We start from the raw sequence: 20,974 nt of genomic DNA, 5'->3' as shown, positions 1-20,974 counted from the left end.
GATATCATTAATTTTTTCCCCGGTTGTCTTTGATTTCCTGAATTTTTTCTTCGAAGTACTCTTTTCTTTCAGGATGTTTGTTGGATAAAATCAAAAATGCATTCATGGCTTTTGAATAGAGTTTCTGCTCAATATACAAATTAGCCAGAGTTTCAGTCATCAAGTGGGAAATATCATCGGTTTTCTCTTTTACAACAAAATTCACTTCATCTTTCAGCTGACTGATCTTCGGATTATTTTCAATGAATGACTCAATGACTTTATTTTTAATCTCGGTTTTATCTACCGGGGTGTCTTCAACACGATCAATTTTTAACCAGCTCTGCCAGGTATTGATAAATCCGGGAATATTACTGTCATCAATTTTTTGCTGAGCCATTTTTCTGTCCTGCTCCCTGGATTCTGCTTTCTCTTTCTGATCAGATTTGTAAGACAGTCCTAAACTCGCAATATCTGACCCGAAAAATGACACATTCATTACCGGAGCTTCTTCTTTTTGCTGTTCAGAAGATGTCACCGATTCAACCTGAATTTCTTCTTCCGCAGATTCTGAAGATACATTGGATTCTCCTTTATTTTCAGCTGGAATTTCTTTTTCTGAATCCTCTGCTGACTCATCGTTTGAAGTTTCTGCTTCCATAGGAATTTCTTCTTTTGGCTTAGAAATTTCAGGCGATTTAATGAGTAAAGAATCGGGACGGCTTGTTTCAAAACTCATGGGTTTCCATGTAGAAATATTTTCTTCTTCAGCATCCGTCTGCAAAATATCATTTTCAGTGATCTTATTCTCTTCCTCCAGTTTCTTTTCTTCCAGATCTTCCTCTACAATTGACTCGGCAATTGTTACTACCACTTCTTCGGCTGCTTTTTGCTCTTCACCTACATGAAATGCCTGTGTTTCTGCAAAACTGATATCATGGCTGACTTCTTCATCTTTTTCTTTTGTTTCCGGAACGATGTCTTTTCTTTCCTTCATCCTTTTCTCCACTTCTTCTATCAAACGTCGCATTTCATCTTCATGCTTGTTGATATTTGGCTTTGAATTTTCAGATAATAATGACTTGACTGTACCGGATTCGATTTTAATTTCCGGCAGAAAAGATTCTGTTCCGTGGAAACTCAGTTCAGCATCATCATTCAGTTTTTCAGCAGCTTGTGAAGATTCGATTTTGCCTTCATCGATGATCCGTTCTGTATTTACAGCTTCAGTAATCTCTTCTGTTTGATCTGGCCCAACCTTATCATTATTTTCATGATCAGTTTCATTTTCAGTTGTAAAAGATTCAACTTTCCGGAAGCTTATTTCATTCTCATCTTTAATTTTTTCGGAAACTTTTACAGAATCTATTTCATCTTCGTGAGTGACTGATTCAGAATTTGCGGCTTCTGCAAGATCATCTGCTTCAACAGATCCGGGTTGAATAATTTGTTCATTTGAAGTTTCAGCAGAAAAAGATTCAACTTTCTGGAAACTTACTTCATTCTCATCCTTTATTTTTTCAGCAGTTTTTACAGAATCTATTTCATCTTCATCAATGACTGATGCAGATTTTGGTACTTCTACAAGTTCTTCTGTCTTATCAGAATGGGTATCGGTGGTATTTTCAGATTTAATTTCCTCTGTCTGTAAAAAAGGATCCTGTAGTAAAGTCGATTCCGTATTTTCTGTTACTTCATCAATTTGTGCTGATGAATCAGCAACCTTTTCTGAAGATGTTCCTGCTAATTCCTCAGCAACTATTACATCTTCTTTATCTGTTTGACTCAGAATACCCTGCTTTGAAACTGATTTATGCGTTACAATGACGCCAGATTCCAAGGTTGACTCAATATCAATGGTTTCGTTATCATTTTCGTCAAGAAAATTTTCTTCCCCCTCAAATAAAATTCGGTTTCTCTCCCCATTTACAACCAAATGGACAATTTCCGGCTGATCAGCCAACAAACCTTCAGAAGCCGCTTCATAATCATGATCTGAGAAACTTTTCGCTTCTTTTCTTACAGGATTTTCCTGCTGCTTATTTTCATTTTCTTCTACTATCCTGTTTTCTACAGTCTGAATATCTGTTGTATTCTCAGGAACTACATCCCTATTTTCACTTAATCCCTCGTTCTCTTTAAATGGAATATCTGTACCTGTTTGAAAAACAACTTCTTGATTTTCTGTAGTAGTTTCCAGTTTGAGTTTCTGAACTTTACCATTGATCAGCTGATACAGTATTTTTTTATCGGTCGTGTACGCAGCTGTTTCAGAAAGAGCTTTCTGATAATTTTCCTTATCATATAAATGAACACCATACAGATGAAGTGCCCGTACATTTTGAATATAAGGAAAAGAATCAATTTCCTCTTTCAAAAGATGCAGATCTTCTGACTGAATATTTTTCGGATTTTTTAATAATTCTAAAACTCTAGTATGTATCATTTTACCAATTCGCTACGATATCATTAAATATTTTGTTGATAATTCTGTCTGTTGCAATTTTCACCTGGCTCGTTTCTATGGCACTTTGAGACAGACTGCTGTTGAATACCGCTTCATCAGAATAAGTTCGGTCAAAACTCAAATCAGGATGCAGTTTATTTTCATAATGAACTTTCACCGTGACCGTCAGCTTATTCTGAGATTCCTGAATAACTCCAGCAGCTGTATTCTGCGTTGTAGAACTGATGGTGGTAGGAGTGATGGTATAATCTGTGATTTCACCTTCAATTAAAATATCCGGGTTTTCTTTTGTTCCTTTGAGGGTTGTTCTCTGTAAAAACCTGTTCTGAATATCCGTAGAAAACTGCTGTGATAAAGTAGGGTTAACCAAAGGAGCATTGTTTGGAAATTCATTGATCTGTACCGTCTTTTCATCTTTCAGCGAAGATCCGGTAAAGGTGTAGCATGAATTTAAAAATACAACACCGATTATTAAAAGGAAGAGGTTTTTCAACTGACTCATTGTAACGTTTTTAAACTTAAAATTTTTCTTTGATTCCTATTTCTGAAATCTCATCGTGCTCAATCTGGTTCATGGCGTCTTCATAAGCAAAATAATTGGCAGTGTACGCAAATGGCAAGGTTACAAACAAACCGATACCACAAGCTATAATTCCTATCTGAGAAAGAAATCCTACTACCAATGAAAACAGAAATATAGACAGCAAATTATCTTTTGACATAATTTTGGAAGCATTCCATGCAGTCTTGATATCTGTTACATTTTTAAAGGAAATCAATGCAGGAATGTAGAATCCTTTCAGTACAAAATAAAACACAGCCACATACATTAAAAGAACGTACGGAACCATAATAACGGAAAACCATGCTGATTGTTCACCACCATTGATTGCCCCTGCAAGAATCGACAGGATAAATATCGGGATATAAACCGCTAAAATCCCTCCGATAACAATGAGCTGAAGAATAAAGTAGGGCATAAATTTATCAAAATTGAAAATTTCACCCGGACTTGCCTGCTGCCCTTTATTTACTTTTCTGAGATACTGATAAAAATTTCCTGCACCCAACATTCCACAGAATGGAATAATGGCCATTACAAAGCAGCATAAAAATGCCACGAAAATATTTCCGAAATCTTTTTTCAGGAGTTCAAAACCTTTGCTAATGTATTCGCCCAATTTAAAATTAATTGGTTTTGCGGTAAAATTTACATTCATAATTGTTGATTTAGTCTTCTAAGTTATATTGTTTTATTTTTCTGTACAAAGTTCTCTGAGAAATTCCCAGTTCGTCTGCCGCTCTGTTTCTTCTTCCGTTATGCTTTTCCAATGCTTTGATAATTAAATCTTTTTCATTGTTTTGCAGTGATAAAGATTCGGGTTTGTTTTCTTCAACCTCAATGTCTTCAAAATCTTCATAACTGTCGTCAGAATTTGAAATTATGGTTGGATTCTGAACGTTCTGATTATTATTTTCAAAAAACAGTAATGAATTCGGGCTTGCATTCTGCTGCGGTTCCGGCGTATAAATCCTGTTGATCAAATTCTTTTCCTGATTGCTTAGATCCGAAGTCCCCCTGTTTTTTATCAATTCCGAAGTTAAGGATTTTAAATCATTTATGTCGTTTCTCATATCAAAGAGAATCTTATACATAATTTCCCTTTCATTTCCGAAATCAGTCTGCTTTTGCGATGTCGGATGATTAACGATCATCGGCAAATGAGAATCCATCGGAATATATTCTGCTAATTTTTCGACCGTTACACTTCGGTGTGTTTCTACAACAGTCATCTGCTCCACTAAATTTCTGAGCTGTCTGACGTTTCCCGGAAATGCGTAATTCTCTATATAATGCACTGCGCTGGGTTCCAGCTGTAATTCGGGCATTCTGTATTTTTCGGCAAAATCAATTGCAAATTTTCTGAAAAGCAAATGGATATCACCTTTTCTTTCTCTAAGAGCCGGCATATCAATCTGCACTGTATTTAAACGGTAAAACAGATCTTCACGGAATCGTCCGTCGTGAATTGCCTTCATCATATTCACATTGGTTGCCGCAACGATTCTTACATTGGTTTTCTGAACCTGTGATGATCCCACTTTCATAAATTCACCGCTTTCTAAAACTCTTAAAAGACGAACCTGTGTCTGTAAAGGCAGTTCACCAACCTCATCTAAGAATATGGTTCCGCCGTCTGCCACTTCAAAATATCCTTTTCTGGTTGCAGTAGCTCCTGTAAATGCCCCTTTTTCGTGTCCGAAAAGTTCGGAATCTATGGTTCCTTCAGGAATTGCTCCACAATTGACAACGATATACGGCTGATGCTTTCTTTTTGATTCTGAATGAATTATTTTGGGAATAAATTCTTTTCCCACTCCACTTTCCCCGATCACAAGAACGGAAATATCGGTAGGGGCTACCTGAATAGATTTTTCGAGCGCACGGTTAAGAGCCGGAAAATTTCCTATGATCCCGAAACGTGCTTTTATAGATTGTAATTCTGCCATTTTTTTGATTTTAAGATTTTAAGTTTACATTACTGTCATTGCATACTGTAAACTTTTTGAGATGATTCTTTTAAACGTTTTTCTCCGTTTCAAAACTCTCCTTTAAATCTAAATAGTCTTTATTTCTAATTTTCGCAGCTTTACTTTTAAAATAAATATTTTCAGTAAAATCATTTACTTTGTTCTGTCTTTTGAAAACTTTCAGAAGTTGATGACAATGATCTCTCTGTGTAAAATGGGATGCTGATTTTTTTTGATCAGAACTGCAGTCCTGCCTGGCTGGAAAGAATTTTCCAAGGAGATCCATTGCATTCTGTCTATAACGGATTGCAGTATTATGAGGAAGCCTGTTTTTTAAACAAAACTCCGGCGAAGTTTCAAAGCCATCATTTAAAAAATGACTGTAAAATTCATTAAGAGCGCCGCATTTTCCATTTTTTGACGATTCACCTGTTATCTGTCCCGAGATATTACCGCAAACGATGACCAATAATACACTCAGGCAGTATTTATGAAATTTCTCCATTGTCTGAGTTTAAATGATTCATAAAATATGTTTTGCGATCTGCAGCTGTAGAGCTTGATCCCTTTTTCTTTTGCCCGTTATTTACAATCTCACCCTCCAGTTCAATGCAGTTAAGCACTGTCAGCTGATCAGCACCGCCCATGATTTTAGTATCTGCATTTCTTATTAATGCAGAAAAAGTCTGAAAAACTTGAGCTAATTGCAGATCAATCATTTTTTTGAATAAATTTAAAGATTAAAACTCTAAATTATTTCACGGTTTCCCCTAAAAGTGTGCCCTGTGTATTATCAAATACAAAAACATCCACAATGTCACCCAGTTTCTGGCCTTCCAGCATATCAAAAACACAGACTGCATTTTGGGAATTCCTGCCTTTCCACTGGTTTTTATTCTTCTTGGAGATTCCTTCAATCAATACACTGTGAACTCTTCCTACGTATCCCTGCATTCTTTTTCTTGACAATTCGCCCTGCAACGCAATCACTTCAGCCAAACGTCTTTGTTTGACATCTGCAGGAATATTGTCTTCCATTTTTTTGTGAGCCGGAGTTCCCGGTCTTTCAGAATAGGAGAACATATAGCCATAATCATATTCCACCTCTCTCATCAGGCTTAAGGTATCCTGGTGATCTTCTTCTGTCTCGTTGCAGAAACCGATAATCATATCCTGAGAAAAAGAAATATCGGGAACGATTTCTTTTGCTTTTCTGATTAAATCTAAATATTCTTCACGGGTATGCTGTCTGTTCATTGCTTCCAGCATTCTGTTGCTTCCGCTCTGCACCGGCAGATGGCAGTAATTACAGATATTATCATGTTTTGCCATAGTTCTGAAAACGTCAAGGCTCATATCCTGTGGATTCGAGGTTGAAAATCTGATTCTCATTTGAGGAACCGCCTTGGCAACCGAATCGAGAAGCTTTGAAAAGTCTACTGCAGTTGCTTTCTGCATTTCTGAAGCTTTTGCAAAATCTTTTTTGGGACCACCGCCATACCAAAGGTAAGAATCGACGTTTTGCCCGAGAAGTGTGATTTCCTTGTAACCGCTTTCCCAAAGGCTTTTACATTCCTCTAAAATTGAAAACGGATCACGGCTTCTTTCTCTTCCTCTTGTGAAAGGAACTACACAAAACGTACACATATTATCACAGCCTCTGGTAATCGTAACAAAAGCAGTAACCCCATTTCCTCCCAATCGGACGGGATTAATATCTGCATACGTCTCTTCTTTAGATAGAATGACATTGATCGCATCTCTTCCGTCTTCCGTCTCTTTTAAAAGGTTCGGTAAATCCCGGTAGGCATCAGGGCCAACCACAAGATCAACAAGCTGTTCTTCTTCTAAAAATTTAGTTTTAAGCCTTTCGGCCATACAGCCCAGCACTCCAACCGTCATGTTGGGTCTTTCTTTTTTTAGATTTTTAAATTGAGCCAGACGCATTCTTACAGTCTGTTCAGCTTTTTCACGGATAGAACAGGTATTCAGCAGGATCAGATCTGCTTCTTCAACCTTCAGTGTGGTATTATATCCCTGATCATTGAGAATAGAAGCAACAATTTCAGAATCAGAGAAATTCATCTGACAACCGTAACTTTCTAAAAAAAGTTTTTTAGAATTTCCGGTTTTCTCTGCAATAGCAAAAGCTTCTCCCTGTTTAGTCTCGTCTATATATTTTTCTTGCACAATCGTCGGTTTAATCATTAATCTTCAATGTTTCATATTCCACAAATAAACTCTGAAACGGAATTCAAAAACATTAAACTATTTAAGTCTGCAAAGATACAAAATATTGTGACAGAATGTCAGGAGTTAATCCGGATTACCAAAACTCAGAGGAAGCCTGAATCTGTAATTGACAGGAGTACCGTGAATCTTCGCAGGACTCCATTTTTTCCTGACATTTTTTATTCCGTTAATAATCCTTTTATCAAACTCAGGAAGTCCCGAAGAATTTTCTAACGTTACATTTTCAATGATGCCTTCTCTATTTACCGTAAATAGCGCTACCAGTTTAAAACCTTTTTTCCATTGAAAACCGTAAAGATTTATTTTTTTTACCACTTCAGCACGGAATTTATTGATGCCACCCGGCAAACCCTCCAGCATAGCCGGCTCAGCTTCCTGAGAATATCCGTCTTTATAATTTTCAAACAGGGCATCCGGAAAAATATAATAACTTACTATCCCCTGTTTTTTCTCACCATCGATTTCAACAGGGTTCCACTTATCCATATACCTTACAACCTGAAGTCCGAGATCATAGGCACATTTATTTTTTTCTGCCATCTCAGAATTGGTCTCATCTTTCAAATATTTTACTGATCCATTTTCGTTTACAATTACCTTGAGAAGATAAAGCTCGTTTTTATTTTCGCAGGGTCTGAGTTTTTTATCCAATAGTATCTGATGAAAATCTTTATAAAATTCTGCATCTCCCCCTTTGTAAGATTCCTGATTATGAGGGTAATAGTAAAAAGATTCATTGCCGACCTGCGCAGATATGGAGATAGAAATAATGAGCAGGATATAGCAGAAGACTATTTTTTTAATCATTTGCTGATGAATTTAATGTTTGGAGCAAAGATAAGCATCAGGCAATTGGGATCAAAAAAAAACTCCATACTGTTGTATGAAGTCTTTTTAATATAAATTCAAAAAGATTAAGCAGTAACCGTCTGATTTTTCCCTTTGCTTCCCGTTTCTTTTAACATGAACGAGATTAAAATTGCCAGGACAATTCCTGCAATCCAGAATAAAACGGACTGCTGAAAATGTAAATTTCCGGATGACACATCTAAACTTTTCCCAAACCATCGGCTGAAAACCGGGCTCAGTAAAGTAGTGACACCAAAAGTAATAAAATTGATTGCTCCGGTTGCGCTTCCTTTTACATGATCAGGATTGGTCTCTTTAATAACTGAATACGGAATCATAGCAGCTCCCGAACCTACTCCAAAAATAAACATACTGACTTTCGCAGCATAGAGATCCGGCAGGTAGATCATCTGAAGAAAACTCAGAATCATAAGCAGGGCACCCCCAACAAGAACCGGCTTTCTGCGACCTATTTTATCAGTAATAAAACCTAACAGCGGGCAGCCGAAAGCCCAGCCAAAAGCAACCATCGCACTGGTAATCGTTGCATCACGAAATAAAAACTGTCTGTCTTTCTCGAAAAACGCTACTGCCCACGTCATTGCAAATATTGTGGTCGGCGCAAAAAGCAATCCAGAAATAATCCCGCAAAGCCAGGATTGGGGATTTTTAAAAACAACTTTATAAGTATCAAGATAGCCAACAGACTGATGAGGCTTTTCTTCAGGATCTGCTTTATCATCTTTAGGAGTGAAAAAATAAAGAAGCACAGCCGTAATGATGGTAATAACACCTGACCAAAGCCAGAAACTGTTGATGTTAATTCCTTCCTCTACCCAGGGACCTACCAAAAACTGCCCTGCAGTTCCTCCCAGCATTCCGATACATTGGGTAGCCCCGATCGCTGTCGCCAGCAATTTTGAGGAAAAACCTTTACTGGCAAGATACACACAGCCAGGAAAAGCAAAAGCACATCCGGCACCCTGTAATAATCTTCCCGTAATTCCCGCTGTCTGGGTGGATATTAAAAATAACAGGCATCCTATCCCTAAAATCAGGCATCCGGCGAAGAGTGATCTCTTTCCACCAAATTTATCAAGGGCTATACCTGCGATTAAACTGCATGTGGAATAAGTGTAATAGTAGGTTCCTACCATGCTGATCAGTTTAAGTTCAGTTGTTTTAAAGTTACTGACCAATTCCGGGATCATCACTGCAGGTGCAGCCCTGATCACATAATCTAAAAAATAAAATATAAGACCGAAGATCCATGCTATTACATAGAATTTTTTCAAAGAACTGCTCATTACAATAATTCCTTGATATGTTTGTAATTACTTTTTACGGTATCCAAAGCTTCTTCCATTTTACCTCCCAGCATCAGCTGAGCCATAGATTTTGTCATCCCGATAACCTGCTCAAATTCAATTTTAGGAGGCAGTGCCAAAGCATTTGGGTTAGTGAAAATATTTAAGAGATATGGTCCGTCGTGGTTTAAACATTCTGTAATCGCTCCGGCTACCTCTTCCGGTTTATGCACATTTCTTCCGGGATATCCCATAGCCTGAGCAATCATTGCAAAGTCAGGATTTACCATATCGGTTTCGTTATCCGGCATTCCCCCCACTTCCATTTCAAGCTTTACCATACCAAGACTCCGGTTGTTAAAAACAATCAGTTTTATTGGAAGCTTGTATTGGAAAATGGTCGCCATATCCCCTAAAAGCATTGATAAACCGCCGTCACCACACATGGCAATCACCTGTCTTCCCGGATAAGCTAATGAGGCTCCGATTGCCATCGGCATTGCGTTCGCCATTGATCCGTGATTAAATGATCCCAGCATTTTACGTTCGCCGGTTCCTGTAATGAATCTCGCTCCCCAGACACAGCACATTCCTGTATCAACGGTAAACACAGCATCTTTTTTGGCAAGCTGATCCAATGTGTGCGCAACATATTCAGGCTGAATGGCATCTTCGGTTCCAAATTCTTTTACATAAGTCAGCTGATGCTCTTTTACTTTTTCATAAAATTCCAGTTGCTGATTCAGGAAATTGACATCTGTTTTTTCTTTTAACAAAGGAAGCAGTGCTTTGATCGTTTCTTTTATATCACCTGCAAGGCCGAGTTCTAATTTGGCTCTTCTCCCTAATCTTTCAGGGCTTTCGTCTATCTGAACGATCTTATTTTTTACAGGCATAAATTTCTCATAAGGAAAGTCTGTTCCCAACAGCAGAACAAGATCTGCTTCATGCATGGCATGATAGGCTGAAGGCAATCCTAAAAGACCGGTCAATCCAACTTCATTCGGATTGTTAGGCTGTATTGCCATTTTTCCACGGAAAGAATATCCTACAGGAGCTTTTAAAAATTTAGCTAATTCTACAACCTCAGCATTCGATTTTTCAGCACCGATACCGCAATAGATAGTTACATTTTTACTTTCATTGATGAGGCCTGCCAGATGATTCAATTCTTCGTCTGAAGGTCTGACGACCGGATTGGTTTTAAATATCTGGGTGGAAGTGGTTGTTTCTTCGGCATCAAGTTCAGAAACATCACCCGGAAGCCCGATGACCGCTACTCCTTTTTTGGAAATTGCGTGCTGAATGGCAGTCTGTAGTGTTCGCTGTACCTGCTCAGGTCTTGTAATCATCTGATTATAATAGCTGCAGTCATCAAATAATTTTATGGTATTGGTTTCCTGAAAATAATCCATTCCCATTTCGTTACTTGGAATTGTAGAAGCAATAACCAACATGGGAACATGAGAACGGTGTGCTTCATACACTCCGTTGATCAGATGAATGTGACCGGGACCGCAGCTGCCTGCACAAACTGCAAAACCATCAAGTTCCGCTTCAGCCGCAGCTGCATAAGCTCCTACCTCCTCATGCCTAACATGAATCCATTCGATGCTGCTTTTTTTAACAGCCATATTTAAATGGTTCAGGCTGTCGCCGGTTACAGCATAAATTCTTTTGACATTGGCATTTTCGAGCATCTCAACAATCTGCTCTGCTATATTTTTAGCCATAATTGATATTTTTTTGAATTAATTTCTACTAAGAAAATAGAATCTGAAATTAATTTATCTCATAATTTTTTTTTGATGATAAATGAATAATCAAATTTAACCAATAAAAAGATTCAAAACGAAGCATTGAATGAATTTCTTATTAATTGGTTTTTATCAGATAGCAAAAAAAGCTCCGCAATTTCTTGCGGAGCTAAATATTTTCTAAAGGACTTCAATCTGATTTCTCAGAAGATCTTCAAACTCATCTCTTTTTCTTATTAAATGTGCTTTACCATCCAGGAAAAGAACTTCAGCCGGTTTTAATCTTGAATTGAAATTGGTACTCATTTCAAAACCATAGGCTCCTGCAGTATGGAATGCCAGCACATCACCCTCTCTCACTTCATTCAATTTTCTGTCCCAGGCAAAAGTATCGGTTTCACAGATGTTTCCTACTACTGTATAAATCCGCTCCGCTCCTTTTGGATTGGATAAATTTTCAATGGTATGATAAGAATCGTAAAACATTGGACGGATCAGGTGATTGAATCCTGAATTGACTCCAACAAAAACAGTGGCTGTTGTCTGCTTGATCACATTGGCTTTTACCAGAAGGTATCCGCATTTTCCAACCAGAAATTTTCCGGGCTCAAACCAGAGTTCGAATTTTTTGCCGGTCTCTTTGGAAAAATCTGAAATTGCTTTCTCCACTTTCTTTCCTAAAGCTTTTACATCGGTTTCCAGATCGCTCTCCTGATAAGGGATTTTGAAACCGCTTCCCATATCCAGATATTTCAGATTGGGAAAATGTTCGGACAATTCAAGCATGATCTCAAGAGCCTGTAAAAATACTTCAGGATCTTTGATTTCACTTCCTGTATGCATGTGAAGACCTTCTACATTCAGATTGGTGCTTTTCATTACACGTTCGATATGACGCATCTGGTGTATAGAAATCCCAAATTTTGAATCGATATGTCCTGTTGAAATTTTATGGTTTCCTCCGGCGTAGATATGCGGATTGATACGAACGAAAATAGGATAAGTATTTCCATATTTGTTCCCGAACTGCTCAAGAATCGATATATTATCAATATTGATATGAACTCCCTGCTGCATTGCCTCTTCAATCTCTGCCAAATCAACACAATTCGGTGTAAAAAGGATTTTTTCTTTAGGGAAACCCGCTTTTAATCCCAATTTCACTTCGCTGATGGATACACAGTCCAGAGAAGCGCCCAGATTCTTGATATATTTTAAAATATTTATGTTCGTTAAAGCCTTTGCAGCGTAAAAGAACTTGGTATGTTTTAAAAAAGAAGAAGTAAGCTTCTCATATTGGGTTTTGATAGATTCAGCGTCATATACATACACCGGCGTGCCATACTCATTGGCAATTTGTAGCAAATCTTTTGAGTTCATAATTTTAATTTAACATAAAAAAAGGCAGATTCTTCGAAAAGAGTCTGCCGCAATATTTATTTTTTATGCAAGGCAACTCTTTTAGGTATTCCAAACCTTTGAAAACTTTACAGCTCCCTTTTTTCCAGTTTGATTTTGTTTAAAATTTTGCATTGCTTTTTTTAATTCTATTGCAAAAATACTATTTATTTTGAGAAAACGGATTTGAAAAACATTTTCTTCTTCATAAAATAACATTGGATTGCCAAATGTTCTCCTATTTTGGTAACGGTAGCGTTTCAAAATCTCCTTTAATCAATGCTAACTGCAAATCATTATTTAAGTCTGTTGCAGACATGGGGAGATCAATCTTCAGTTTTGAAATTTTATTTAAAGTCTGAATTTGGGTAAATAACTCATAAAAACCATACGATACGGCCTTACCATTTTCAATAATCAAAAATAACTTTTCCCCTAACCTCCTGCCGCTTCCAAGCCAGAGTTCGTTTCGTTTTTTGAAATCAATTTTCTTTTTAAACGTTTCGATTTCCCTGTATTCTTCAATTTTACTGATGAACTGGACGGCTTTTGAACCTTGTGTAAAGGCCTTGAATTTAAGAATCGGTTTTTCAGATTTGTTGAGTGTATTTTTTTCAACAAGGTATTTACTGTTCCTGAAATAAAGTCCAAAGGGAAAAACTTCTCTTTTTTTGATTCCTTTTGAGTTTAAAATCAGTTTGGCAATAATATCAGTCCCTGTCAGTTCAAAGTTAATCTGCTCAACATCACGTTGAATCTCTTCGAACTTTTTCGATTTGGAATTGAACAGCTTCTTGGAAAATCGGTTGATATCCTGTACATAATCTGACAGAATAATCTTTCCCGATTCATTCTGAAAATAAACAAATCCTTTCTCACTCGGAAGGTCCTGGGTGAGCAGCTTGATTTTATTGATATAAGACTTTGCATTGGTCTCATCGTGCTGCTTCTGGATAATTTCGTTTTCGGTATCTTTTGAAACCAACAGTCTGAATAATTCCAAAGTAGCCCTGGCATCACCTTCTGCACGGTGCGCGTTCACTAATGGAATACCTAAGGATTTCACCAGTTTTCCCAATGAATAGCTTACCTCATCCGGAATAAGTTTTTTAGCTAAAGGAATTGTATCAAGGGTACTGATTTTATAGTCATAGCCCAACCTTTGAAAAGACTGGCGAAGCATTCTGTAATCAAAATCGATGTTATGCCCCACCAATGTGGTTCCTTCCGTAATTTCTATAACCCTCTTAGCCAATTCATGAAATTTCGGAGCGGTCTTTACCATTTTAGGACTGATATTGGTTAATTTCTGAACGAAAGGCGTAATGTCACTTTCCGGGTTTACAAGCGAAATAAACTGGTCGACAATCTTATGACCATCATATCTAAAAATGGCGATATCGATAATGCATTCTTTTCTGAAACCTGCACCATTGCTTTCTATATCTATAACTGAATACATTTATTTTATCTAACTTAGAATTTCTATCAAAAACTGAACCCTTACTATATCAGTACAAAATAATAATCTGCTAAAATAATCAAATCACCCTGATTCACAATAACAAACCTCTATTTAAATTTCGATTCCAGCAAAACTGCCTTCTATAATCCGTCATTATATTTAGGCATACCTTTACCTTTTTCTTCCACCTAAGCCAAACATTCCCAATATTGCCTTAGCACCTTCTCTCATGAGCGTATTGGCAAAAGTTCTTCCTGCACTGCTTTTTAAAACCTGTTCAAACATTCCAGGCTGTTCTTTTATCGGTTTTGTTTTTTGTGCCGATGTTGAATTTTCAACTGCCTGCTCCATTCTTCTAACCAGTATTTCATATGCAGATTCATTATCTACCGGTTTTTCGTATTTTGCTACCAACATTGATTTGCCTGTTAATTCTGAAACTTCTGCATCATTCAGTACATCCATTCTGGATTCGGGAGAAATAAGATAAGTGTGAACTAAAGGGGTAGGAATTCCTTTCTCATCTAAAGTTGTAATGAACGCTTCCCCTATCCCCAGATTCTGTATCAGTTCAGAAGCTTTGTAAAAATCTGTGGACGGATAATTTTCAACTGCTTTAGAAATTTCTTTTTTATCTTTTGCCGTGAAACCTCTTAATGCATGCTGAATTTTCAGACCCAACTGTGAAAGCACACTCTCCGGAACATCTCCCGGAATCTGAGTAATAAAATAAATCCCCACTCCTTTTGACCGGATGAGTTTGACCATCGTTTCGATCTGTGAAACCAAAGCCTTTGAGGATTCATCAAAAATGAGATGCGCTTCATCGATAAACAAAACCAGTTTTGGTTTTCCACTATCGCCCTCTTCAGGGAAGGTCATGTAGATTTCAGCAAAAAGAGAAAGCATAAAGGTAGAAAACAGCTGGGGCTTGCTCTGAATATCCGCAACTCTTAAAATGTTAACGACGCCTTTTCCTTCCCGTGTCTGAAGCAGATCGTGAACATCAAAGCTCAGCTCACCAAAAAAACCTGCCGCTCCCTGCTGTTCCAATGCTACGATCGATCTTAAAATGGCACCTAAAGATGCAGATGCAATGGATCCGTAGTTAGCAGACAGTTCGGCTTTCCCCTGTGGATTATCAGTTACATATTGTAAAACTTTTTTTAAATCGTTCAGGTCAATCAAAGGTAGACCTTTATCATCACAATATTTAAAAACAATCGACATGATGCTTTGCTGTGTGTCATTCAACTGTAAAATTTTACTCAACAAAACAGGTCCGAATTCAGTAACTGTTGCCCGCAATTTAACTCCTTTTCCACCTGAGATGCTCATTAGCTCAACAGGAAAAGCCTGCGGATTATAAGGAAGCTGTGTTTTTGCATAGCGTTCTTCTATAATAGAATTCATTTGTCCCGCCTGTGCAATCCCTGAAAAATCACCTTTTATATCTAAAACCAGAGAAGGGATTCCTGCATGCGAAAGTTGCTCGGCAAAAACCTGAAGGGTTTTGGTTTTCCCGGTTCCTGTGGCTCCCGCAATCAAACCATGGCGGTTGATTGTTTTTAAAGGAATAGTAACATTGACTTCTGTGACAACGTCACCGTCCAGCATTCCTTTTCCAAGAATTATATTTTCCCCTTTTGGAGTATATCTTTTGGAAAGTTCGTCAATAAATTTTGTTTTGTCTGCCATTTGATATTTTTAACTCTTAAAGGTAAATTTTTTTTATAAATTAACGGTTTCCCTTGTGTCAAATTCTTAACAAACTAAATTGAAATTGAATATTATTCAATATGATATAAAACAGTCTACTTTTTTTATATACTTTACCACTACTCTTTTGATCTGATATTGAAGAAGTTCCATTGATATTGAAAATATAAAAATTATCATATTGAGAGAAACTATCAATCAGAATTATCATTTCTTTATAATTAATCCATTACTTTGTATCTTTATAATTATTTTAAATAAAAATCAATGAAAATTGAACAAATATATACCGGCTGTCTGGCACAGGGCGCATATTATATCGTATCAGGAAACGAAGCTGCAATCATAGACCCCCTGAGAGAAGTAAAACCTTATCTTGACCGCTTAGAAAAAGACAATGTTACTTTAAAATATATATTTGAAACTCATTTTCACGCAGATTTTGTTTCAGGTCATTTGGATTTAAGCAAAAAGACGGATGCTCCGATTGTTTACGGACCGACTGCACAACCTGAATTTGAAGCAGTTATCGCAGAGGACAATCAGATTTTTGAAGTTGGAAATATAAAAATAAAAGCCCTTCACACTCCCGGTCATACCATGGAAAGCACAACCTATCTGCTGATTGACGAAGACGGAGCAGAAACAGCTATTTTCACAGGAGATACTTTATTTTTGGGAGATGTAGGACGTCCTGACCTTGCGCAAAAAGCAACCAGTATGACTCAGGAAGACCTTGCAGGAATTCTGTATGAAAGCCTTCACAGTAAAATCCTCCCTCTTGATGACAGTATTACCGTTTACCCCGCTCATGGTGCAGGTTCTGCCTGTGGAAAAAACATGCAAAAAGAAACGGTTGATATTCTGGGAAACCAAAAAAGAACCAACTACGCTCTTAATCAGCCTGATAAAGAGTCATTTGTAAGAGAAGTGCTTGATGGTCTTACCGCTCCTCCAAAATATTTCGGGATGAATGTTGCGATGAATAAAGGGGGATACGACAGCCTTGATGATGTGATGGAGAAAGGCCTGAACCCTGTTGCTGTAGAAGATTTTGAAAGTTTCGCAGACGAAACCGGAGCTTTGATTTTAGACACGAGAGGTCCTGCAGATTTTCATAAAGGTTTTATTCCAAACTCTATCAATATAGGATTAAAGGGTGATTTTGCCCCATGGGTGGGAAACCTGATCGTAGACGTTAAGCATCCATTGCTATTGGTTTGTGATGAAGGCACGGAAGAAGAAGTTATCACAAGGTTAAGCAGAGTCGGATTTGACAATGTTTTAGGTTATCTGAAGGGAGGGTTCAATTCATGGCAAAATTCCACCAAAGAAATTGATGAGGTGAACAGAATTTCTCCTGCAGAATTTGCAGAACAATTTAATGAAAACTCAAAAATTATTGACGTCAGAAAATTAACAGAATATTCTGCAGAACATATCGACAATGCCTATAACAAGCCTCTTGATGATATCAGTGAATGGGTATCAACCATAGATGATTCTGAACATTTTTTCCTGCACTGCGCAGGAGGTTACAGAAGTATGATTGCTGCAAGCATTCTCAACTCACGGGGAATCAGGAATTTTAGTGAAGTAGAGGGAGGTTTTAACGGAATCAAAAAGACAGAAAAGCTTGCGATCTCTGATTTTGTCTGCCAGTCAAAAACGCTTTAACAGAAATCTATTTGGAATTATTCTTGCTGAAATATTTTAAAAATTTATTATGTCACAAAAATTTCAGGAACTTATTGAATCAGAAAGACCGGTATTGATCGACTTTTTCGCAACCTGGTGCCAACCCTGCAAAGTGCAGTCTTCAGTTTTGACTTCTGTTAAAGAAAAGGTTGGCGAAGGGGCAAGAATTGTAAAGATAGATATTGATCAATATCCAGCCATTGCCTCTCAATACGGTGTCCGTGGCGTTCCTACTCTGGCAGTTTTCAAAAAAGGAGAATTACTTTATAAAGAAAGCGGGGTTCATGATGTGAATCGCCTGACACAACTTTTAGAACAGTATATTCAGAGCTGAATGTCAAGCTGAATTTTAAAACTCACATCTATTCATAAAGGTTTCACGGATTAGTGAAAATAAAAAATCCGTGAAACCCGTGAATGTATCTTTAATTATCCCAAGCCTTCAACTTTAAAATTATCCCTGTCATTCAAAAACTGAAAATGATTTCTGAAATTCTTCAGTTCTTCAAGATTTAACTCTGCGGAAACCAGATTTCCTTTTTTCTCGGCAATCTCTTTACCGTCAGCAAAGAAGCAGTGCGAACTTTCCTGATAATAAAGATCATTACCGTCTGTCCCTATTCGGTTTAAGCCAAAAACGAAGGATAAATTCTCAATGGCCCGGGCTTTCAGTAAATGCTCCCAGGCTCCCACTCTTTTTTCCGGCCAGTTCGCAACGTATAGTATTGCATCATAATCATCATTGTTTCTTGCAAAAACCGGAAATCTCAAATCATAACAGACCTGCAGCAGAAAACGTAACCCAAGATAATCTACAATTACTCTTTTGTCACCGGAAGTATAAATCTTATCTTCTCCTGAAAAAGAAAACAAATGCCTTTTGTCATAAAAAGTAACCTCAGAATCCGGTTTGATAAAATACATCCGGTTATAAAATCTTCCGTTTTCTTCAACAGAAGCACTTCCAGAAAAAGCCGTATTTTTTTCTTTGGAAATTTTCTTTAGAAACTCCAGAGACTCTTCATTTTTATCAGAAACTTCAGCGGCATCCATACAAAAACCTGTAGAGAACATTTCAGGCAAAAGAAACAGATCTGCATCCTGATTCTGCAGTTGATTTTCTATTAATTTAAAGTTTTCGGTTTTGTTTTTCCAGATAATATCCTGATTTAATCCAATAATTTTCATATTTCTATTTCAAAAGTTGTATAAAATTACAGTTTTTTCCTGATTTCGGTTTTATATTTGCTGCAAATTGTCATTAGTAGTAATTTAAAAATAAAACATATGAAGAAATTGGTTTTTATGCTGATGCTTGTTTTTACAGGAGCAACATTAAGCGCCCAGGCCTATACTGGAAAAGGAGATCAGAAAGTAAATTTAGGGCTTAATGCGTGGGGTTACGGAACAGGAATCGCCGCCACATATGATTACGGTTTGAATCAACTTATATCGGTGGGAGCCGGAGCCAATGCATACTTTGACGGCTATAAAGACAATAATGAAGACAACAGGGTTTTTATTTTCGGAAGAGTTAATTTCCATCTGAAAGAAGCACTTGACTTACCGGAGAAGCTGGATATTTATCCCGGAGTGGATTTAGGTGTTCTCGGAAGAGACTTCGGAATCGGCGCTCATATCGGTGCACGATATTTCTTTACTGATAAAGTAGGTGTTTTTGCAGAAGTAGGTAACAACGGAAGCCTGGGAGTTTCTTTCAATTTCTAAAAACAGTCAAAATATATGACAAAGCTTCTCATTTAGAGGAGCTTTTTTGTTTGGCATCCTTTTGATAATTGTTACCTTTGCAAATTAAAATCTAAAAACAATTAATGGAATTAGCAATTAAGATCTTTCAATTCATATTAAGCATATCTATCTTAGTCATTCTTCATGAACTTGGGCACTTTTTACCCGCAAAATGGTTCAAAACCAAAGTGGAAAAATTTTACCTGTTCTTCGACCCATGGTTTTCTTTAGCGAAGAAAAAAATCGGTGAAACTGAATATGGTATCGGATGGTTACCGTTCGGAGGTTATGTAAAAATTGCCGGAATGGTGGATGAAAGTATGGACACCGAACAATTGAAGCAACCTGCTCAACCTTGGGAATTCAGAGCAAAACCGGCCTGGCAGAGACTGATCATTATGATGGGTGGGGTTACTGTCAATTTCTTCCTGGCGTGGCTGATCTACGGATGTCTTTCATTTTTTAACGGTGAAACTTCTTTTGACACAGCAAAAGTCGATGCTCCGATGAACTACACGAGTGTCGCAAAAGGAATGGGCTTTCAGGATGGAGATAAAATTTTAAAGGTTGACGGAAAAACCCAGAATAATCTTGATAAATTAGCTTTAGACGTTCTATTGAGTGACCACATCACTGTTCTAAGAAACGGAAAGGAAGTAACCTTCCCTACCAATGACGACGGAAAGGCAATGGCTTTCAGAGATGAAAATCCTAAAGCATTTCTTACCCCGAGATTTCCCGCTGTGATTGACACGATCATCAGTCCCAAAACGATACAAGCCGGTTTAAAAGTAGGTGATCAGATTGTTTCTGTGAACAATCAGAAAATCAATTATTATGACGAGCTTCAGGCTGTTATTACAAAAAATGCAGATAAAAACCTTAATGTCGAAGTTTTAAGAGCCAATGTATTGCAGCCACTTGTACTTCCCGTATCTAAAGAAGGAACTTTAGGAATTTCTTCTTATAAGCAGTTAACCAAGTTCTATGAAACCAAGCATTTCTCTTTCGGACAGTCTGTAGGACGAGGATTCACAAGAAGTATTGAAAGCTTAACGTATCAGGTAAAGCAGTTTAAATTAATCTTCAACAAAAAAGTACAGGGTTATAAGAAGGTAGGCGGACCGTTAGCGATCATTAAAAACATGCCGGTTGACAAAGCAAAAGACGGAAGTGTATCTATTGACTGGACAGCTTTCTGGAGTTTTACAGCAATGTTCTCTGTCTGGCTGGCATTCCTGAACTTAATTCCGATCCCAGGATTGGACGGGGGGCACGTTATTTTCACTTTATATGAAATGATTGTCGGAAAACCGGTTCCACAGAAGGTTTTGGAAAACGCACAGATGGTTGGGGTTATCTTCCTGTTAGGCTTAATGTTACTGATTTTCGGAAGTGATATTTTTAAATGGATTTCTGGAAGTCTTTAATTTTATTTTAAAAAATTAAATAAAAAACTTGCGTGGTTTAAATATCAGTCCTATATTTGCACCACCTAAAAATAGGGACATTCCTCCTTAGCTCAGTTGGTTAGAGCATCTGACTGTTAATCAGAGGGTCCTTGGTTCGAGCCCAAGAGGAGGAGCAAAAAAGACTTACAGCAATGTAGGTCTTTTTTGATTTTAAGACTTCCCTGTTTCAAATTATTTTAAAATTTAAATTCCTGAAAAATAATCTGATAGCAGGTTTCAGGCAATTTTGATTAAAAAATATTTGCTTGATATTGTTTTTCATATTATCTTTGCCCCACCTTAAAAGAGGAACATTCCTCCTTAGCTCAGTTGGTTAGAGCATCTGACTG

The 20,974-nt window shown here is 37.4% G+C and carries 18 protein-coding genes and 1 tRNA gene; 5 read left to right on the top strand and 14 right to left on the bottom strand.

Annotation, left to right across the window (positions count from 1 at the left end; all coding sequences use genetic code 11):
• Nucleotides 1-7 precede the first annotated feature (7 nt).
• From AC2A07_RS16200 to AC2A07_RS16140, 13 genes are all read right to left on the bottom strand, one after another.
• Nucleotides 8-2,425: a hypothetical protein gene (locus AC2A07_RS16200; protein ID WP_484051247.1), complete on the bottom strand. Its 2,418-nt coding sequence runs from the start codon at nucleotides 2,423-2,425 to the stop codon at nucleotides 8-10.
• A 1-nt stretch (nucleotide 2,426) separates the two neighbouring features.
• Nucleotides 2,427-2,948 carry an LPS assembly lipoprotein LptE gene (lptE, locus tag AC2A07_RS16195; protein ID WP_314493891.1) on the bottom strand — a complete coding sequence of 174 codons (522 nt, stop codon included), beginning with the start codon at nucleotides 2,946-2,948 and terminating at the stop codon, nucleotides 2,427-2,429.
• A 16-nt stretch (nucleotides 2,949-2,964) separates the two neighbouring features.
• On the bottom strand, nucleotides 2,965-3,666 hold the full coding sequence (locus AC2A07_RS16190) for a hypothetical protein (RefSeq protein WP_484051246.1): 702 nt from the start codon (nucleotides 3,664-3,666) through the stop codon (nucleotides 2,965-2,967).
• 10 nt (nucleotides 3,667-3,676) lie between these two features.
• Nucleotides 3,677-4,957 (bottom strand): sigma-54 interaction domain-containing protein, encoded by a 1,281-nt coding sequence (locus AC2A07_RS16185; RefSeq protein WP_484051245.1) that lies wholly within the window; start codon nucleotides 4,955-4,957, stop codon nucleotides 3,677-3,679.
• Between the two features lie 70 nt (nucleotides 4,958-5,027).
• A complete protein-coding gene (locus tag AC2A07_RS16180) occupies nucleotides 5,028-5,483 on the bottom strand; it encodes a hypothetical protein (protein ID WP_484051244.1) in 456 nt (151 codons plus the stop codon).
• A complete protein-coding gene (locus AC2A07_RS16175) occupies nucleotides 5,467-5,697 on the bottom strand; it encodes a hypothetical protein (RefSeq protein WP_484051243.1) in 231 nt (76 codons plus the stop codon). The genes AC2A07_RS16180 and AC2A07_RS16175 overlap by 17 nt, the downstream gene beginning before the upstream one ends.
• Nucleotides 5,698-5,731: 34 nt before the next feature.
• The gene (miaB, locus tag AC2A07_RS16170; RefSeq protein ID WP_484051242.1) at nucleotides 5,732-7,168 is read right to left on the bottom strand and encodes a tRNA (N6-isopentenyl adenosine(37)-C2)-methylthiotransferase MiaB; all 1,437 of its coding nucleotides are present in this window, start codon (nucleotides 7,166-7,168) and stop codon (nucleotides 5,732-5,734) included.
• Between the two features lie 126 nt (nucleotides 7,169-7,294).
• Nucleotides 7,295-8,038, bottom strand: coding sequence for an energy transducer TonB (locus AC2A07_RS16165; RefSeq protein WP_484051241.1), 744 nt, complete (start codon nucleotides 8,036-8,038; stop codon nucleotides 7,295-7,297).
• 107 nt (nucleotides 8,039-8,145) lie between these two features.
• The gene (locus AC2A07_RS16160; protein ID WP_484051240.1) at nucleotides 8,146-9,375 is read right to left on the bottom strand and encodes an MFS transporter; all 1,230 of its coding nucleotides are present in this window, start codon (nucleotides 9,373-9,375) and stop codon (nucleotides 8,146-8,148) included.
• An 11-nt stretch (nucleotides 9,376-9,386) separates the two neighbouring features.
• Nucleotides 9,387-11,120, bottom strand: a complete 1,734-nt coding sequence (locus AC2A07_RS16155; protein WP_484051239.1) for a thiamine pyrophosphate-dependent enzyme — start codon at nucleotides 11,118-11,120, stop codon at nucleotides 9,387-9,389.
• A 204-nt stretch (nucleotides 11,121-11,324) separates the two neighbouring features.
• Nucleotides 11,325-12,524 (bottom strand): diaminopimelate decarboxylase, encoded by a 1,200-nt coding sequence (gene lysA, locus AC2A07_RS16150; RefSeq protein ID WP_314493908.1) that lies wholly within the window; start codon nucleotides 12,522-12,524, stop codon nucleotides 11,325-11,327.
• Between the two features lie 256 nt (nucleotides 12,525-12,780).
• Entirely contained in the window at nucleotides 12,781-14,004 is a 1,224-nt protein-coding gene (locus AC2A07_RS16145; protein WP_484051238.1) for a 3'-5' exonuclease, read from the bottom strand.
• A 174-nt stretch (nucleotides 14,005-14,178) separates the two neighbouring features.
• The gene (locus AC2A07_RS16140) at nucleotides 14,179-15,705 is read right to left on the bottom strand and encodes a helicase HerA-like domain-containing protein (RefSeq protein ID WP_484051237.1); all 1,527 of its coding nucleotides are present in this window, start codon (nucleotides 15,703-15,705) and stop codon (nucleotides 14,179-14,181) included.
• 288 nt (nucleotides 15,706-15,993) lie between these two features.
• Here AC2A07_RS16140 and AC2A07_RS16135 point away from each other — a divergent pair, with 288 nt between their 5' ends.
• Together AC2A07_RS16135 and AC2A07_RS16130 are read left to right on the top strand one after the other, a co-directional pair.
• Nucleotides 15,994-17,403, top strand: a complete 1,410-nt coding sequence (locus AC2A07_RS16135) for an MBL fold metallo-hydrolase (protein WP_484051236.1) — start codon at nucleotides 15,994-15,996, stop codon at nucleotides 17,401-17,403.
• Between the two features lie 49 nt (nucleotides 17,404-17,452).
• Nucleotides 17,453-17,758, top strand: a complete 306-nt coding sequence (locus tag AC2A07_RS16130) for a thioredoxin family protein (RefSeq protein WP_484051235.1) — start codon at nucleotides 17,453-17,455, stop codon at nucleotides 17,756-17,758.
• Nucleotides 17,759-17,853: 95 nt separating this feature from the next.
• Here the strand turns inward: AC2A07_RS16130 and AC2A07_RS16125 are convergent, their stop codons facing one another.
• Nucleotides 17,854-18,612 carry a nitrilase-related carbon-nitrogen hydrolase gene (locus tag AC2A07_RS16125; protein ID WP_484051234.1) on the bottom strand — a complete coding sequence of 253 codons (759 nt, stop codon included), beginning with the start codon at nucleotides 18,610-18,612 and terminating at the stop codon, nucleotides 17,854-17,856.
• Between the two features lie 99 nt (nucleotides 18,613-18,711).
• Between AC2A07_RS16125 and AC2A07_RS16120 the strand changes: the two genes are divergently transcribed.
• From AC2A07_RS16120 to AC2A07_RS16110, 3 genes are all read left to right on the top strand, one after another.
• A complete protein-coding gene (locus AC2A07_RS16120; RefSeq protein WP_484051233.1) occupies nucleotides 18,712-19,152 on the top strand; it encodes a DUF6646 family protein in 441 nt (146 codons plus the stop codon).
• 104 nt (nucleotides 19,153-19,256) lie between these two features.
• Nucleotides 19,257-20,603, top strand: a complete 1,347-nt coding sequence (gene rseP, locus AC2A07_RS16115) for an RIP metalloprotease RseP (RefSeq protein ID WP_484051232.1) — start codon at nucleotides 19,257-19,259, stop codon at nucleotides 20,601-20,603.
• Nucleotides 20,604-20,684: 81 nt separating this feature from the next.
• Nucleotides 20,685-20,758 (top strand) — tRNA-Asn (locus AC2A07_RS16110).
• The last annotated feature ends 216 nt before the right edge of the window (nucleotides 20,759-20,974 follow it).

The sequence above is a fragment of the Chryseobacterium sp. HNCC26DJ238 genome (assembly GCF_057180465.1).
This window is presented reverse-complemented; position numbering and strand designations above follow the sequence as displayed.